Raw genomic sequence first — 15,559 nt, 5'->3', positions numbered from 1 at the left:
TCACCGGCCGCTTGTCGATGCTGGTCGGTAGTGTGGTGTTGGGTATCGCCGTGCTGGCAGGTGCCCTTCTCTGGTCGGAGCGCACGCTGATCATGGACGAACGACAGGCCAATGTGCGCCAGGTGGTGGAGGCGGCTCACGGTGTGCTGGCACATTATCACGCACAGGAAACCCAGGGCAAACTCAGCCGCTCAGACGCGCAACGTACCGCCAGTGAAACCGTGCGCGCCATGCGCTACAGCGGTGTTGAGTATTTCTGGATCAACGACATGCAGCCCAAAATGGTGATGCACGCCGCGCGTCCAGAACTCGATGGGCAGGATCTCTCCAGCTTCAAAAGCCCGACAGGGCAGTTCATCTTCAACGATTTTGTCAAACAAGTGCAAGCCGGTGGGGCCGGTTTTGTACCCTATCTCTGGCCCAAACCCGGGCAGGATATGCCGGTGCAAAAGGTCTCATATGTGAAAGGATTTGCTCCCTGGGGCTGGGTGATCGGCTCGGGTGTTTATGTCGATACAGTGGATGCCACTGTCTGGGCGCGGACTCTGGCGCTGGCCGGTGGTGCGCTTTTACTGGGCCTGATCATGCTCGGGATCGGTGTGGTCATTTCACGCAGCATCCTGCGCCAGTTGGGCGCTGAACCTGCTTATGCCACAGGTATCACGCGTCGCATCGCTGAAGGTGATCTTGCCGTGGACATACATCTTGCGCCCGGTGATAACAGCAGTCTGCTGCACGGTATCATGGACATGCGTGACAAGTTTGCTGACATCGTGCGTCAGGTTCGACAAGGTGCCGAGGCGGTGTCCACCGCCAGTGCCGAGATTGCCCAAGGCAACAACGACCTGTCCGCGCGCACCGAAAGCCAGGCCAGTGCGCTGGAACAAACCGCCGCATCGATGACCCAGCTCAGCACCACCGTCGGACTCAACGCCGACAGTGCCACCAAGGCCAGCCAGATGGCGGTCAGTGCCAGCGGTGTGGCTGAGCGCGGTGGGCAAGTGGTGGCGGATGTGGTGGATACGATGCGCGGCATCAACGAGGCATCCCGTCGCATCAGCGACATCATCCAGGTGATCGACGGCATCGCCTTCCAGACCAATATCCTGGCGCTCAATGCGGCCGTGGAAGCGGCCCGCGCGGGCGAGCAGGGGCGTGGTTTTGCCGTGGTCGCCAGTGAGGTCCGCAGCCTGGCCGGGCGCAGCGCTGCCGCAGCGAAAGAAATCAAGTCGCTGATCCAGACCAGCGTGGACCGAGTTTCAACCGGTACGGCGCTGGTCGATCAGGCCGGCAACACCATGAGTGAGGTGGTCAGCAGCATCGGGCAGTTGACGGGCATCGTGGCCGAGATCAGCTCTTCCAGTCGCGAGCAGAGTATCGGGGTGGCCCAGGTGGGTGACGCGGTGGTGCAGATGGACCAGGTGACGCAACAAAACGCCGCACTGGTCGAGCAAATGGCAGCTGCGGCGAGCAGCCTGAGGTCACTGGCACAGGAGCTGGTGCAAACCGTGGCCGTGTTCAAACTGTGACACCCCTGACCAGTGCCGTGCGCCAGCCTGCCGCAGCACCCGGTCATGGCTGTTGGGCAGGCCTCAGTTCAGTATCTGCCACACCAATGCCAGCCCGGCAGCCCACAAGTCGGCGTTGTTCTGTCGTTCAACCCGGGTGAACAGACGGCCGCGCTGGGCCTTGGCCTCACGCTCAGCCTGTACCCGGTCACGCTCGACCATCACCAGGGCATCGGCCAGATTTGGCAGGTTGATTAGCCCGGACGGGTGCGACGCCGCAGCGTAACCCTGTAGCGCCTGCTCCACCGCCTGCGGATCCAGCAGCGACAGGGCTGAGCGGCAATGGGTGCAGGCGTGATCTTTGCGCAGGTCCACCGGCGCACCACAACTGCCGCAGTTGATGACCCCCAGACGCTGCGCCATGTCGTCTATCTCTTGGGCCTTGAGCTGGCGCACAAATCCCTTCTCGATCATGAACGATGCGAAAGTGCTGAATCGTCCATGACGCTGTGCGCAGCGATAGGTGATGTAACGGCCACTTTTCACCAGATCAAAACCCTGGCTCAAGGTTTTCTTGCAACGCGGACAGGCCAGCTGATGTGCCAGCGGCGACACGGCATCGTGACGGTGCTCATGCAACAACCTGAACAGGGTCACCACTGCGGCCGGCGTGAGTTTGAGGTTCTCCAGCGGGTCAAACCAGATGCCCCGGCAGGCAAAACACAGGTCAATCTCAACCTGGCCACCGGCAACACTGGCCAGGCGATGCGGTGTCATGGCGGCATGGCAGGAGGGACACTTGGGCAGGTGGGACATGGGCTGGTCGGCGTGAGGTTGAGGCCGACATCCTATCAAGACTGCCCGTGCGCGCCTATGGTCAAATCTGTGCATGAGCCATCAGCCACCAGACGTTCTGGACATCGCCTATCGCGAGCGCGCGGCAAGCGCACCGGTGCGTCCGAGCGCCCACTTCATGATGGGACACCCGGCGCACGTGTTGGCACTGAGCTTTGGTGCAGGACTCAGCCCCGTGGCACCCGGAACCATGGGCACCTTGTGGGCCTGGGGCGTCTTTGCCGTTTTGCAGCAGCGGCTTAGCGACGCCGCATGGGGTATCCTGATTGGCGTCAGCCTGCTGGCCGGGTGGTGGGCATGTAGCGTCACCGCGCGCCATATGCGTGTGATGGACCCCGGCAGCATTGTGTGGGACGAGGTGGTGGCATTCTGGCTGGTGCTGTGGCTGATCAGCCCGAGCGGGTTCTGGGGGCAATTGCTGGCGTTCGCCCTGTTCCGTTTTTTTGATGCGGTCAAACCCGGCCCGGTGGCGTGGGCGGACCAATTGTTTCATGGGGTTGACCCCGTCGGCGACCGCTACGCCTGGTCCAAAGCGGGCTGGGGCATCATGCTCGACGATCTGGTGGCCGCCTTTTGCGCGCTGCTGGTGATTGCCGCCTGGCGGGCCGGGTAACTTCAGCTTACTCATATTGATAGCTATCGATGCAATACCCTACTGCGCTAGCAGCTGATTTATTGATAAAAAGAGGCTGGATGCTGGCCACCGCTGAAAGCTGCACCGGCGGCATGATGGCTGCTGCATGCACCGACCTGAGTGGCTCCAGCCAATGGTTTGAGCGCGGTTTTGTCACTTATTCCAACGCCGCCAAGACCGAAATGCTGGGCGTTGACCCGGCCTTGATTGCACAGTATGGTGCGGTCAGTGAGCAGGTGGCCGGCGCCATGGCGGCCGGCGCCCTGACGCATTCGTTGGCCCAGGTGGCCGTCGCCGTTACCGGCATTGCCGGTCCCTCCGGCGCAACCCCTGACAAGGTGGTCGGTACGGTCTGCTTTGGTTTTGCCTCGGGTTCACAGCCAATCACCACCGAGGTCTGCCACTTTGTCGGCGACCGCGCCCAGGTCCGCCAGGCGGCGGTGCACCATGGACTGAGCCGTTTGCTCGAAATCCTCGGCTGATGCGGCTATGCTTGCCCCATTCCAACAAAGAACCCAACCATGAAGAAAAAATTGCCCTTGCTTCTGCTCAGCCTGCTGCTTGCCAGTACCCTGACCTGTGCAGCCACCTCGACCGCATCCAGCACCCTGACCGGCGTGGTGCTGGAAAGCCAGGATGTCGAGATCTACACCTACCTGCGCATCAAGACTGCGCAGGGTGAAAGCTGGGCCGCAGTCAACCGGGCGGCGGTCAAGAAAGGCAGTACGGTGACGCTGGAAAACGTCAACATGATGCAAAACTTCGAGAGCAAGACGCTCAAGAAGACGTTTCCGGTCATTTATTTCGGCAGCCTGGCCGGCAGCAGTGTGATGCCGTCCGCCAGCAACAGCCCGCATGGCGGCGCGGGCAAGATGGACCCGGCCGAACCGATCAAAGTCGCCAAAGCCAGTGGTGCCAATGCATTCACTGTGGCAGAACTGGTGACCGGCGCTGCCAAGCTGAAGGACAAACCGGTGCGCCTGAGTGGCAAGGTGGTCAAGTACAACGCAGGCATCATGGGCAAGAACTGGATCCACCTGCAGGACGGCAGTGGCAAGGCCGCCGACAAGAGCCATGACATCCTGGTGACCAGCACCACCGAAGCACGCCTGGGCGAGGTACTGACGGTAGCGGGTGTCGTACGCATCAACAAAGACTTTGGGGCTGGCTACGTCTACCCGGTTCTGATTGAAGATGCCAGTTTGCAGCGCTAGGGCGCGGGGTCGTCAGGTGGTGCCGGTCGGCCATGCTGGCTGACTTCTGGAGCGGCCTGGCCACTGGCCTGGCGCTGATTGTGGCGATTGGCTCACAAAACGCCTTTGTGTTGCGCAACGGTATATTGCGCCTGCATGTGCTGCCCATCGTGGCGTTTTGCGCCCTGTCTGACGCGCTGCTGATTGCGGCAGGCATTGGTGGGGCCGGTATGCTGATTCGCGGCAACGACACCTTGCTGCAGCTCACCCGCTATGGTGGTGCCGCGTTTTTGGGTACCTATGGTGTGCTGGCGGCACGTCGCGCCTGGGTGGGTGCACACTGGCAAGCCGCAGAAATGACGACGGTGTCGCTGGGCGCTGCGCTGGCCGCCTGTTTTGGTTTCACCTTTTTGAACCCGCATGTCTACCTCGACACCGTCGTGTTGTTGGGTTCGATTGCCAACCAGCGGCCCGACCCCGGACGCTGGGTTTTTGGCGCAGGTGCTGCTCTGGGCAGTGTGCTGTGGTTCTCGGCGCTGGGGTTTGGCGCGCGCTATTTGGCACCGCTGTTTCAAACGACCCTGGCCTGGCGCGTGCTTGACAGTCTGATTGCGCTGACCATGCTCAGCATGGCGCTGACCCTGTTGCTGCACTGATGCCGTGGCCTTTGGTGTTGCGCCATCGACCCCATCGATGCGCGCGCACCTCCGGCGGTATTCACCTGGCGGCGATTCCGCCAAACACAGAATCGAAGGCTGGTCACAGATCGTGCACGAATTTGCCCAACCGCATGTCTTTGCGCAGATTTGGGCAAGCCCTGAATGCCCAAACTGGCATACCCTGACCCTGCTTTTTCCAGCGATCACAGCCTGCCAGGAGCGCACACTGTGCCACCAAGAGGATCAAAACTCGGTAAGGAACATGTCATGCAAGCCTTTTGCCCACACCAACCGCAGCGCACGTCAGCCGCACCTGTGGCTGATGAGCGTGACGTGCTGCTCGAAGAGGTCGATTTCAAGTGGCTGATGGCGGGTCAGGGCTGGTGGATTGACACCACCCGACTGCACACCGACCCCAGCTATGCGCGCCAGCTGTTTGATCTGGTGGATGGCACACCCTCGGCCGCGCTTAAGGACTGCGCGGCACTGCTGCAGGCCCATACAGGCACACGGCACTAAGGTCGCCAGTGCTCCCATGGCGGTCATGCGGCCCTGCGCGCAGACGCCAGCCCTAGAATTCGACCTTTTCTACCTTTTTTGCGCGATGATGGCGCAGCCCCATGACCCTGACTGGCCTGATCGCGCGCTACGTGCGCCAGAACTGGCGCCCCTATTCGTTGGCGGCGCTGATGCTGGCTTCCGTGAGCGCGCTCACGGTTTACATTCCGCGTCAGGTCGGCCATATCGTCGATGCGCTGGCGGCCGGGCAGCTCGACCGCGTGGCGCTGCTGGCGCAATTGGGCTGGCTGGTTTTGGCCGGGGTACTGATCTACTTTTTGCGCGTGGCCTGGCGGCTGCAGCTGTTTGCGGCCAGCTACCGGCTGGGTGCGCAACTGCGCACACGCCTGTACGCACGCCTGTGCCTGCAAGGCCCCCACTTTTTTGACCAGCGCGGCACCGGCGACCTGATGGCGATGGCCACCAACGACATCGACGCGGTGGAAATGGCTTCGGGCGAAGCCATGCTGGCCGGGTTTGACGGCACGCTGACCCTGATCCTGGTGGTGGCCATGATGACACTGGGCATTGACTGGCGGCTGGCCGCGGTGGCGCTGCTGCCTTTTCCGCTGATGGGCATGGCGTTCTGGCGCATTTCCTCGCACATTCACGAAGCTTCCAAAGACTCACTGGAGTGTTTTGGCAAGCTCAATGACCATGTGCAGGAGACACTCACCGGTGTGCGCACCTTGCGCGCGCTGGGGCTGGAGCAACGCAGCGCCGCCCGCTTGTCCGAGTTGGCCGAAAACGCCGCCAGTGCCAGCCTGCGGGCGCAACGCTGGGAAGCCGCCTTTGAGCCCGCGGTGGGCATTGCGCTGGTGGTGGCCATGGTGCTCACCCTGGGGCTGGGCGGTGTGCTGGTGTGGCAGGAGACGCTGACGATTGGTGCGTTGACGGCGTTCAGCATGTACCTGGGGCAACTGATCTGGCCGATGTTTGCCGCCGGCTGGGTGCTGTCCTTGATGGAGCGCGGGCGCGCAGCCTGGGGGCGCCTGGAACCGACGCTGGCCGCACCCCTGTCGATCGACGACCACGGCATGCAAACCCAGGCGCCTGCAGGTGCACTGGCGTTCAAGGATGTCTCGTTCTCGTATCCGGGCCATCAGGCGCTGGCCTTGTCAGGCATCGATCTGCAGGTGGTGGCCGGGCACACACTGGGGGTGGTCGGTGCCACCGGTGCGGGCAAATCCAGCCTGGTGCGTTTGATCCTGCGCCAGTACGCTCCCACCGAAGGCCACATCAGCTGGGGAGCCCATGCGCTGGCGGATTACACGCTGAACAGCTTGCACCAGTCCCTGAGCTGGGTGCCGCAGGAGCCGTTTCTGTTTTCAGCGTCGGTGGCCGAGAACATGAGTCTGGCCCGGTTTGATGCCACGCGCGCCGAGATCGAGAACGCCGCGCGCCTGGCCTGCATCGACGACGACATCGCCCGCATGCCGCAGGGCTACGACACACCGGTCGGCGAGAAGGGCATTTCGCTCTCGGGCGGGCAGCGCCAGCGTGTGGCGATTGCGCGTGCGCTGCTGGCCGACGCATCGCTGTTGCTGCTCGACGATGCCTTGTCCGCGGTGGACACCCAGACCGAGACCAGCATCCTGCAGCATCTGCTGGAACTGCGCCAAAGTCGCCACAACAAGACCACGATCATCGTCAGCCACCGCCTGAGCGCCGTGATGGATGCTCAGCACATTCTGGTGCTCAAGGACGGGCGGATCGTCGAGCAGGGCAACCATGCCAGCCTGGTGGCGCTGGGCGGCTGGTACGCAGCCCAATGGCGCTACCAACAATTGCAAGCGAGTCTGGATGCCGACTGAAACCTCACCCCCAACACGCAACACGCGCCAGGCGATAAGCTTGCTGCTGCACGCGGCGCGATCCGAGCAGCACCACGTCTGGCGGGGCGGTGCCTGGCTGGTGGTGGCGGCACTACTTGAGGCGGCTGGCCCCTTGCTGGGCAAGTATTTCATTGACCACACGCTGGTGCCACGCCGCTTTGACCTGTCGGAAGTGGTCTGGCTGCTGGGCGGCATCCTGCTGACGGGGGCCATTGCCAGCGTCATCCGCTACACACAATTGACGCGTCTGGCGGGTGTGGCCATGCGCTCGGTGCGGCGTTTGCGCGAAGAGGTTTATGGCCATGTGCTGCGTTTGCCGATGGCTTTCTTTGACAAGGCCATTACCGGCCAGTTGGTCAGCCGGGTCACCAATGACACCGAACAGGTGAAGAACCTCTATGTGCAGGTGTTGTTTGTCATGCTCGACAGCAGCATTGTGGTGCTCGGTGCGTTTGCCGCCATGGCCTGGCTGGACTGGCGCCTGATGCTGATCGTGCTCACCCTGGTGCCGGCGGTGGTGGTGATCGTCTGGTTCTACCAGCGCTGGAGCGCGCCTGCCGTGTCACGCGCGCGGCAGCTGCGCAGCGACATCAACGCCCAGATGTCAGAGTCGATTGCCGGCATGCCGGTGCTGCAGGCCAGCAATGCACAAGCGCGTTTTCGCGAGAAATTCGACCGCACCAACCAGCAGCACCTCGAATCCCGAATCGCCGAAATGCGGGTCAATGCCTGGCTGCTGCGACCCATGCTTGACCTGATCAATGTACTGCTGCTGGTTGCCGTCATCGACAGTTTTGGGCAAAAGGCCATCGATGGGCTGCAGATTGGCGTGCTGTACGCCTTTGTGAGTTACCTGGGCCGCGTGGTGGACCCGTTGATCCAGATTACCTTGCAGTTTGGGCAACTGCAACAGGCTGTTGTCGCGGCCGCCCGAGTCGATGCGCTACTGCAAGAACAACGCCCGCCGGTGGTGACTGGGCCAGAGCGAATTTCTCATGGTGCGGTGCGCATCACGAATCTCACTTTTGGCTACAACCCGGACACCGTGGTGCTGCACAACCTGAGCCTGGAGATTCCCGCCGGTGGTTTTTATGGCCTGGTCGGGCACACCGGCAGCGGTAAATCCACCTTGCTCAGCCTGTTGCTGCGTTTTTACCAGGCGCAAGCCGGAGACATCAGCGTCGACGGCATCCCTCTGGCGCACTTCAGTGACGCGCATTTCCGGCTGGATGTGGGCCTGGTGCCGCAAGACCCGTTTTTATTGGCGGCGAGCGTGCGTGAGAACATTGCCATGGGCCGCACGATCGCCGAGGGCGACCTGCAGGTGGCGGCACGCGCCGCGCACTGCCACGACTTCATCATGCAACTGGAGCAAGGCTACGACACCCTGCTGGGCGAAGGCGGCGCGCGTCTGTCCGTCGGGCAAAAGCAGCTCATCGCCATTGCCAGGGCCCTGGCCGGCAAACCACGCATCCTGTTTCTGGACGAGGCCACCGCCCACATTGACAGCGAGACCGAGCAGATCGTGCAACTGGCCTTGTCGGAGCTGCATGGCCGGGTGACGGTGATTGCCATTGCCCACCGCCTTTCCACCATCCGGGGTGCCGACTGCATCGTGGTACTGAACCACGGCCGCATCCACGAGCAGGGGCGCCATGAGGACCTGATGGCGATTGCGCAAGGGGTATACCAACGCTTGTACCTGTTGCAGCAATTGGAAAGTTAGCCACGTAACCAGTTGATACCGATCTGGTGGCGCTACGCACTCACGTCCCCTGATGTCCGCTGTCGCTTCGAAAATATCCGACCTACCGTCAAGCTGGAAGGCTTGACGAAGGTCTTGTGGGCGGCACGCGAGAAAGGACTGGCGCGGCACCACCCGCCATTCAAGGCTGCTTCAGAAGTCGGATGACGACGGCAGATTTGTCGAGACCGGCGATCTTGCCGGTAGCCTCTTTCAGGTCTTTGGCCCGGTTGTCCCGGATACTGATGGCGAAGAACGTGTCGCCCAGGTCGGTTCGGAGATGGGGTCTGGACCGATCGTTGAATTGGAAATAAACCTCGCCGAGGTAGACCGTCTCGCCAGGTGAGACGTTGAAAGGAACTGAGAAATAAGGATTGGGCGTGATGCTCTTGGTTCCTGCAATGGTCGCCGTCTGCGCATGAAATCGGTAGAACTCGTATGAGCCAGCCGGTATCTGAAGTGCAACCAGTTGTCCCTTGTCAAGATGGTCTTCCACCACTGTCCAATAGCCTTCACTCTGCATTCCCCACCCGGCAAAGAAGATGCCTTGCTGGGCTCCCTTTGACCCCGAGGGCCGAGCCTCGAGGCTGAAAGAGAACATTTTCTTGAGGCTGTTGGCGGTGACCCTGACCAGCACGGTTCCGTGACCCGCAGGAGCTTGTGCACTGGTGGCGGGCTTCTGGGGGACCGTGCTGCAAGCCGTCAACATGGCGAACATCCACATGCATAGCAACCCACCGATTCGTCGCATGGGGCGTGCAAATGAATGTGCAAGGTGTTTCATGGTGCGTGAGCTGCCCTGTTCAATGGTGCTGGCCAGAAAAAGTATACGCCAGGAACAGCGCAGCCGCGCCGTTTAACCGTCCAGCTGACTTCTGGCCCCAGCAGGAGCTGCAGCGCGCAAATAGTCGGCCAACGTCTTGCCAGGCTCGTCCTTGAACTGTCCGGCTTTGTCGCCCTGTCGCTGCACCTGCACCATACGATCCAGCCGAAAGCTGCGAAATTCGTTGCGGCTTTCGCACCAGGCCGCCAGCGTCCAGACCTTGCCCCAGTAAAAGCAGCCCAGCGGGCGCACCGTGCGTTGCGTCGTCTGCTCGCTGGCATCGCGATACGTCATTTGAATCTTGCGGTGCTCTTGTGCGGCTTCCCGCAGGGTTTGCAGGGTGGCTTGCACTGCCGGGCCCAGTCCGCTGGGTGGCGCGTAAATCGTCATGCTTTGGGCGGCAGCGCGTGCAGTGGCAGGTAACACCGAGAGTATTTTGCCCAGGGCCACCAGTGAGGCCTGCGCCAGCACCGGGTCTTGCCACACCTGCGCCATGCGCACTGAGGCCACCAGCGCCCGCGCCTCATCTTCAGAAAACATCAGCGGCGGCAAATCAAACCCCTGCCCGAGCCGGTAGCCCACGCCGGCCTCACCCTCAATCGGCACACCCTGATGTTGCAGGTCGGCAATGTCACGGTACACCGTGCGCTCGGAGACTTCCAGGCGTTGTGCCAGATAGGCGGCTGTGCTCAGGCGCCGCCCGCGAATGAGCTGCACAATTTGAAACAGGCGGTCGGCGCGTCGCATTCGGATGGAAATGTTGAGAGCGTTTTAGTACTGTAGCCCTTATCATATCTGCGCTGTGAGCTCTCAATATTCAAGCAAATCAAGGTTGACCGAAAGGGCTCAAACCTGCGCGTCTTGGCCCGGCTGGTGGGTGAAGCCGGTGCCTCAGGGCTTCGCGACCAGGTGCAGCCAGATTTTGTTGCGCCGCATAAAGATGTAGCCGGCCAGGCTCGGGAAAGCCTGGTTGCCCGCCTCGGTCGCAGGACCGGGCACCACCACCTCGGCCACGGCGTAGGCCGGATAATCGCGCACTTCGGCGCCCTCCAGTTGGCACAGAATGTCGGGCTATGATCCGCCAACCGATGGTCGAGGAAGAGGTGTCAATGCGTATTCGGTCGTGCACCCAAATAGTGGGTGGCCTTTTGTTGGCTATATGGCCCCTGATCTGCAGTGCTGAACAAGCGGTTGATCTGCTCAAGCGGCTATACGCCGAGCATCAACCGTGGCGGCAACAGGATGTCATGAAGGGAGCAGCCTTGGAGAAGTTCTTCGAACAATCTCTGTATCGCCTGTATCGCCGTGATCGCGATTGCCAGGCACCGGGCTGGGGCGTAGGGTTGCTGGACTTTGATCCCATCCTTGATGGACAAGACTTCGATGATCAAGGAATTTCATCGCCGACCTTTCAAAACGTCGGCCAACGGGATGCTGTCACTTATCTGGTGACGTTTCAGCTCTTCCCCAAGCTTTCGGAAACTCGACAAGAAGTTCAATATCGCTTGCGAAAGTCCGGCAAGGAGTGGCGAATCTTCGACATTAGCTATAGCAAAGGCAGGTCACTTCGCCAGATTCTTTCTTCGCCCTGCGAGTGATGAAGCCCCTGTAATCGCCAGTATTCCAATGTGACGGAAGGGAACAACGATGAGCTTATGGGCAGCCGTATCGGGATTGGTGTTGGCGGGTTGGCTGATCAATGGATCTGCTCAGACGGCGACCAGCGCTGGCACTTCGGTCACCAAACTCAGGGCAGCGCCGGAGTTTCGGGATTATCCGGTAACCCGGACGTTCAATGGAACCAACGCAGCGGTACGCCTTGCATCGCCAGCAGAACGCAAGTTCCGCACGATGCTGACGCAAGGCGCTTCGAACAAGCCCAATTTCGCTGGCGATTACATCCTGGTGATGTGGGGATGTGGCTCTGGGTGCGCGGATGGGGCAGTCATCGATCCGGGGTCGGGGAAAGTCCACTGGCTGCCGTCCATGGTCGTCGGGTGCAACAGCACCTGTATCGGTTACGAGGACAAGAAATTCGTCGATTTCAGACCGGATAGCAAACTCTTGGTGTTGAACGGCATGCGTGAAACAGTCAAAGGCCGCGGCATAGCCAAAGTTGCGGGCGCTGATGTGTGGGGAAGTTTCTACTACCTCTTCGAGAACGGTCACTTCAGGTTACTACATTCTGTGGCTGCAGAGATCGAGCGGTTTGACGATACAGAATAGAGCCACTGTTCGCTTTGAGCGGTTCGGCACTGGGTTACCTGAGTGTCAAACTGATGTGGCGTTTTCGTGTGGCGACTTGTTTTTTCATCACCTTGGTTGCGTAGCCATATCCATGGGCAAGCAACTGACCTCAATGAAACTTAAGCGTCAGTACCAGCCCCGTCATCCTTTTTTTCGGTTGTGGTGGCGTTGAATATGCTCTCTGCGGCCACTGGTTCAGGGTCGTTTCAGCCACTTGAGCAGCATCGCGTACAGCTTTTCCGGCAACACCGGCTTGATGATGAAATCGTTCATGCCGGCAGTCAGGCAGGCTTGACGGTCTTCATCGAACGCGTTACCCGTCATCGCCAGAATGGGCACGGCCTGGCCTTGTGGTAACTCCCGGATGATTTTGCTGGCCTCGATGCCGCCCATGATGGGCATCTGCATGTCCATCAGGATCAGGTCGTAGGCATTGGCGCTCACCAGATCGACCGCCTCGCGACCGTTTTCGGCCACCTCCAGCGTCCAGCCTAAGTCGTCCAGCATGATCAGCGCCACTTCCTGGCTGAACGGATCATCCTCGACCAGTAGCAGTCGGATATTGGCGAAATCGCGCCGCAACGCTTCGCCGGACTCGCCAAGAGTCGGTGCCGCGTTGGGCACCGGCGGCGCTGTTGACGCTGCGCCCGGTCCGTCGGTCAAATGCTGCGGCAGCGCCGGGATGGCAACGTCTTTGGTTTCGGTGTCGACGCGCCCCAGACGGGCGGTTATCCAGAAGGTGCTGCCAACGCCGGGCGTGCTTTGCACCCCGGCATCGCCGCCCATCAGTCTGGCCAGGCGGCGGGTGATGGCCAGGCCCAGGCCGGTGCCGCCAAAGCGGCGCGTCGTTGAGCCATCCGCTTGCTCAAACGCCTGAAACATGCGTGGCAGGTGTTCAGCGGCGATGCCGATGCCAGTGTCAGCCACTTCAAAGCGCAACAGAACGTCAACCGCGCTCACCTCGCTGATGGTGGTGCGCAGGGTGATGCTGCCGTGCTCGGTGAATTTGATGGCGTTGCCGAGGTAGTTGATCAGCGCCTGGCTGAGGCGGGTGGCTTCGCCATTGACAACGCCAAGTTGGGGTGGGGCCGCGACGACCAGTTTCAGCCCCTTTTCATGGGCGCGGTCAATCACCATTGACTCCACCTGCTCAAGCATCGTATCGAGCCTAAAGTGGCTCGTGTTCAACACCAGCTTGTCGGCTTCGATCTTGGAGATATCGAGAACGTCATTGATGACACCGAGCAGGTGATCGGCTGAGGCCGCGATTTTGCCCAGCGTTATCTGGTGTTCCGGCTCGCTGATCTTGCGCTGCAGCATATGGGTAAACCCCATGATGGCGTTCATTGGCGTGCGGATTTCATGGCTCATGTTGGCCAGGAAGGTGCTCTTGGCACGGTTGGCGGCGTCGGCCAGGTCACGCGCCTGTCGCAACGACTCATCATTGCGCTTGCGTTCGGTGATGTCACGGTTGGAGACTCGCCGCCCGAGCGACTTGCCCGCCGCATCCTGCACAGGATGGCAAATGTGTTCGATCCAGCGCAATTCGCCATTCTTGTGATGAATGCGGAACTCGATATCCTCAAAGCCAATGCACGCGCCGTCGCCCAAATGGGACTGTAGCCTGGCGCGGTCTTCCTGGTGGGCGATGTCAACATACAGGGCCGGACGCGCCAGAAATTCCTCGGCGCGATAACCCGTGACACGCTCGCAGGCTGGCGAGCAATACAACCATTGCCCGGCATCGTCGACCCAGGTTTCCCAGTTGTAGGCAAAGTCGGCGACGGTGCGGTACTTGATTTGTGCGTCGTGCATGGCGGCAGTGCGCTGTTGCACCAGCTTTTCAAGATGCTCCTGGTGACGTTCCAGAACCTCCCGTGCCGCCCGGACCTCGGTAATGTCTCGAGAAATCGAAAGAATGCAGGCAACACCGTCAAGTTCCATCACCGTGGCCGACATCGTGCCCCAAATCACGTCACCGTTCTTTTTCTTGAAACGGGCTTCAAAACTGCGGCACTGGCCGCTTTGGCGCAGTTCGTCAACCAGATGCTGCCTGTCGGCAGGGTCGGCCCAGATGTTGAGTTCCAGCGAGGTTCTTCCCACGACGTCACCGGCCTGGTAGCCGGTGATGTCACAGAAGCCCTGATTCACGTCGATGTACATCCCATCACTCAGTCGGTTGATGTTCACGGCATCCGGGCTGTTGTGAAACGCCAGCCGATAACGCTCTTCGAGGCGTTCCAGGGCCTTTTCCGCCTTCAGTCGGGCCGTGATATCGCTTCCGATGCCGACCATGGCAACTGGCTCGTCGTTCTCGTTACGGATCAGCGTGGTGCGCAAGTCAACATCGATGCGGGAGCCGTCTGGCCGGAAGTTGGCGACCCGACCTCGCCAGGTGCCGTGCATCCGCGTTGCTGCAACGATTTCATCCTGGCGGGCGTCGGCATCGGAACCATCACCATAAACACGAACATGCTGACCAACGACGAACTCGCGCGCCGACCCGAGCGCGCGCATTTCAGCCTGATTGACGTAAGTCATCACGCCATCGAGGTCGGTGATCGTGACATGGTCCTGAATCTGATCCAGCACCAGCGCCTGCAGGCGCAGCCGGGCTTCGTTGGCTTTGCGCTCCGTGATGTCCTGCATGGCACCGATCATCCGAACGGCCTTGCCGCATTCATCGCGCAGCACGTAGCCGCGATCCATCACCGCCGCGTAGGCTCCGTCGGCTTTCAGGAATCTGTACTCGTCACGCCAGACATCAAGCTCAGGATTGTTCACGCACTGAAAGAACGAGGCATGCACCCTGTGGCGGTCATCCGGATGCACCCGCTCAACCCACCAGTGCGCGCTCACCGGGTGTTCAACAATCTCGGTCCATCCGAAGACCGCTGAGCCTGCTTCGTTCCAGCACTGGGTATCCTCGATCACATCCCAGTCCCATATGACATTGTTGGTCGCCTTGTTTGCCAGACGATAACGCTCGGCCATACTCAAAAGGTCTCTGTCCGCCCGCGGGTGCTCACCGACGTCGGTGAAGGAAACCAGTATCGTCATCCCGCCAGTGCTGGCTTTTGACGTCGCGCAGTCAAGCTGCGCCTGAAACACCGAACCATCGCCGCGCTGCAGAGCCAATTCGGTGCGCAGTGGTGCTTCGTGCTGCTTGACACTGAGAAGTTGTTGCAGCCAGGTGTCCCGATCGGTGGGTGCCACACAGGCCGCGAAGCGATGGTGCAGCAAGGCTCCGCGTTCCCGGCCCAGCAGTTTGGCGCCGGTCAGGTTGATTTCCTCGATGGCGCCTTCGAGCGAGAGCGTCAGATAGCCTGTCGGGGCGAATTCGTAGAGCTCGCGGTAACGGTCGTGGGACACCTCCAGTGCCGGCTGCCTCGGTGCGGTCTCAGGGGTGGCTGCAAGCTGCGCATCGGCGGCGGCGCGCAGGTTTGAAGCGTTGTCCGTGCTGGTCATGGCGTTACATCCAGTGAGATGCCAACTTGGCGCCG

15 protein-coding genes are annotated in these 15,559 nt (G+C 60.9%); 10 read left to right on the top strand and 5 right to left on the bottom strand.

What is annotated here, in order from left to right:
• Window positions 1–11: 11 nt before the first annotated feature.
• Complete coding sequence (locus KBF66_RS09945) at window positions 12–1,529, top strand: methyl-accepting chemotaxis protein (RefSeq protein ID WP_296655886.1); 1,518 nt, start codon at window positions 12–14, stop codon at window positions 1,527–1,529.
• A gap of 63 nt (window positions 1,530–1,592) precedes the next feature.
• Here the strand turns inward: KBF66_RS09945 and KBF66_RS09940 are convergent, their stop codons facing one another.
• Window positions 1,593–2,324, bottom strand: a complete 732-nt coding sequence (locus KBF66_RS09940) for a zf-TFIIB domain-containing protein (protein ID WP_296655873.1) — start codon at window positions 2,322–2,324, stop codon at window positions 1,593–1,595.
• 73 nt (window positions 2,325–2,397) lie between these two features.
• Between KBF66_RS09940 and KBF66_RS09935 the strand changes: the two genes are divergently transcribed.
• The 7 genes from KBF66_RS09935 (at window position 2,398) to KBF66_RS09905 (ending at window position 8,968) form a co-directional block, all read left to right on the top strand.
• Window positions 2,398–2,976, top strand: coding sequence for a phosphatidylglycerophosphatase A (locus KBF66_RS09935; RefSeq protein ID WP_296655870.1), 579 nt, complete (start codon window positions 2,398–2,400; stop codon window positions 2,974–2,976).
• Between the two features lie 29 nt (window positions 2,977–3,005).
• The gene (locus KBF66_RS09930; RefSeq protein ID WP_296655868.1) at window positions 3,006–3,479 is read left to right on the top strand and encodes a CinA family protein; all 474 of its coding nucleotides are present in this window, start codon (window positions 3,006–3,008) and stop codon (window positions 3,477–3,479) included.
• A 39-nt stretch (window positions 3,480–3,518) separates the two neighbouring features.
• Entirely contained in the window at window positions 3,519–4,211 is a 693-nt protein-coding gene (locus KBF66_RS09925) for a nucleotide-binding protein (protein WP_296655866.1), read from the top strand.
• Between the two features lie 32 nt (window positions 4,212–4,243).
• On the top strand, window positions 4,244–4,846 hold the full coding sequence (locus tag KBF66_RS09920; protein WP_296655864.1) for a LysE/ArgO family amino acid transporter: 603 nt from the start codon (window positions 4,244–4,246) through the stop codon (window positions 4,844–4,846).
• Window positions 4,847–5,116: 270 nt separating this feature from the next.
• The gene (locus KBF66_RS09915; RefSeq protein WP_296655862.1) at window positions 5,117–5,368 is read left to right on the top strand and encodes a hypothetical protein; all 252 of its coding nucleotides are present in this window, start codon (window positions 5,117–5,119) and stop codon (window positions 5,366–5,368) included.
• Window positions 5,369–5,469: 101 nt separating this feature from the next.
• Window positions 5,470–7,221 (top strand): ABC transporter transmembrane domain-containing protein, encoded by a 1,752-nt coding sequence (locus KBF66_RS09910; RefSeq protein WP_296655860.1) that lies wholly within the window; start codon window positions 5,470–5,472, stop codon window positions 7,219–7,221.
• Entirely contained in the window at window positions 7,211–8,968 is a 1,758-nt protein-coding gene (locus KBF66_RS09905; protein ID WP_296655858.1) for an ABC transporter transmembrane domain-containing protein, read from the top strand. Before KBF66_RS09910 ends, KBF66_RS09905 begins: the two co-directional genes overlap by 11 nt.
• 160 nt (window positions 8,969–9,128) lie before the next feature.
• Here KBF66_RS09905 and KBF66_RS09900 read toward each other — a convergent pair whose 3' ends face one another.
• From KBF66_RS09900 to KBF66_RS09890, 3 genes are all read right to left on the bottom strand, one after another.
• Window positions 9,129–9,770, bottom strand: coding sequence for a hypothetical protein (locus KBF66_RS09900; RefSeq protein WP_296655855.1), 642 nt, complete (start codon window positions 9,768–9,770; stop codon window positions 9,129–9,131).
• A gap of 72 nt (window positions 9,771–9,842) precedes the next feature.
• Window positions 9,843–10,556 (bottom strand): YafY family protein, encoded by a 714-nt coding sequence (locus KBF66_RS09895; RefSeq protein ID WP_296655854.1) that lies wholly within the window; start codon window positions 10,554–10,556, stop codon window positions 9,843–9,845.
• Between the two features lie 144 nt (window positions 10,557–10,700).
• Window positions 10,701–10,847, bottom strand: a complete 147-nt coding sequence (locus KBF66_RS09890) for a hypothetical protein (protein WP_365732538.1) — start codon at window positions 10,845–10,847, stop codon at window positions 10,701–10,703.
• A 35-nt stretch (window positions 10,848–10,882) separates the two neighbouring features.
• On the opposite strand from KBF66_RS09890, the gene KBF66_RS09885 reads away from it, so the two are divergent.
• Both KBF66_RS09885 and KBF66_RS09880 read left to right on the top strand, forming a co-directional pair.
• Window positions 10,883–11,407 (top strand): DUF3828 domain-containing protein, encoded by a 525-nt coding sequence (locus KBF66_RS09885; RefSeq protein ID WP_296655851.1) that lies wholly within the window; start codon window positions 10,883–10,885, stop codon window positions 11,405–11,407.
• Window positions 11,408–11,456: 49 nt separating this feature from the next.
• The gene (locus KBF66_RS09880) at window positions 11,457–12,035 is read left to right on the top strand and encodes a hypothetical protein (protein WP_296655849.1); all 579 of its coding nucleotides are present in this window, start codon (window positions 11,457–11,459) and stop codon (window positions 12,033–12,035) included.
• 216 nt (window positions 12,036–12,251) lie between these two features.
• On the opposite strand, the gene KBF66_RS09875 is transcribed toward KBF66_RS09880, so the two are convergent.
• Complete coding sequence (locus KBF66_RS09875) at window positions 12,252–15,524, bottom strand: PAS domain S-box protein (protein WP_296655847.1); 3,273 nt, start codon at window positions 15,522–15,524, stop codon at window positions 12,252–12,254.
• Window positions 15,525–15,559 lie beyond the last annotated feature (35 nt).

The sequence above is a fragment of the Rhodoferax sp. genome, from assembly GCF_018063565.1.
Lineage (GTDB): Bacteria > Pseudomonadota > Gammaproteobacteria > Burkholderiales > Burkholderiaceae_C > Rhodoferax.
Note: the sequence above shows the minus strand (reverse complement) of the source record. Positions and strands in the feature narration are given on the sequence as shown.

Coding starts and splice junctions, on each gene's coding strand:
- KBF66_RS09940 (WP_296655873.1), bottom strand. CDS start 2,324: ATGTCCCACCTGCCCAAGTGTCCCTCCTGCCATGCCGCCATGACACCG.
- KBF66_RS09935 (WP_296655870.1), top strand. CDS start 2,398: ATGAGCCATCAGCCACCAGACGTTCTGGACATCGCCTATCGCGAGCGC.
- KBF66_RS09930 (WP_296655868.1), top strand. CDS start 3,006: ATGCAATACCCTACTGCGCTAGCAGCTGATTTATTGATAAAAAGAGGC.
- KBF66_RS09925 (WP_296655866.1), top strand. CDS start 3,519: ATGAAGAAAAAATTGCCCTTGCTTCTGCTCAGCCTGCTGCTTGCCAGT.
- KBF66_RS09920 (WP_296655864.1), top strand. CDS start 4,244: ATGCTGGCTGACTTCTGGAGCGGCCTGGCCACTGGCCTGGCGCTGATT.
- KBF66_RS09915 (WP_296655862.1), top strand. CDS start 5,117: ATGCAAGCCTTTTGCCCACACCAACCGCAGCGCACGTCAGCCGCACCT.
- KBF66_RS09910 (WP_296655860.1), top strand. CDS start 5,470: ATGACCCTGACTGGCCTGATCGCGCGCTACGTGCGCCAGAACTGGCGC.
- KBF66_RS09905 (WP_296655858.1), top strand. CDS start 7,211: ATGCCGACTGAAACCTCACCCCCAACACGCAACACGCGCCAGGCGATA.
- KBF66_RS09900 (WP_296655855.1), bottom strand. CDS start 9,770: ATGAAACACCTTGCACATTCATTTGCACGCCCCATGCGACGAATCGGT.
- KBF66_RS09895 (WP_296655854.1), bottom strand. CDS start 10,556: ATGCGACGCGCCGACCGCCTGTTTCAAATTGTGCAGCTCATTCGCGGG.
- KBF66_RS09885 (WP_296655851.1), top strand. CDS start 10,883: ATGATCCGCCAACCGATGGTCGAGGAAGAGGTGTCAATGCGTATTCGG.
- KBF66_RS09880 (WP_296655849.1), top strand. CDS start 11,457: ATGAGCTTATGGGCAGCCGTATCGGGATTGGTGTTGGCGGGTTGGCTG.
- KBF66_RS09875 (WP_296655847.1), bottom strand. CDS start 15,524: ATGACCAGCACGGACAACGCTTCAAACCTGCGCGCCGCCGCCGATGCG.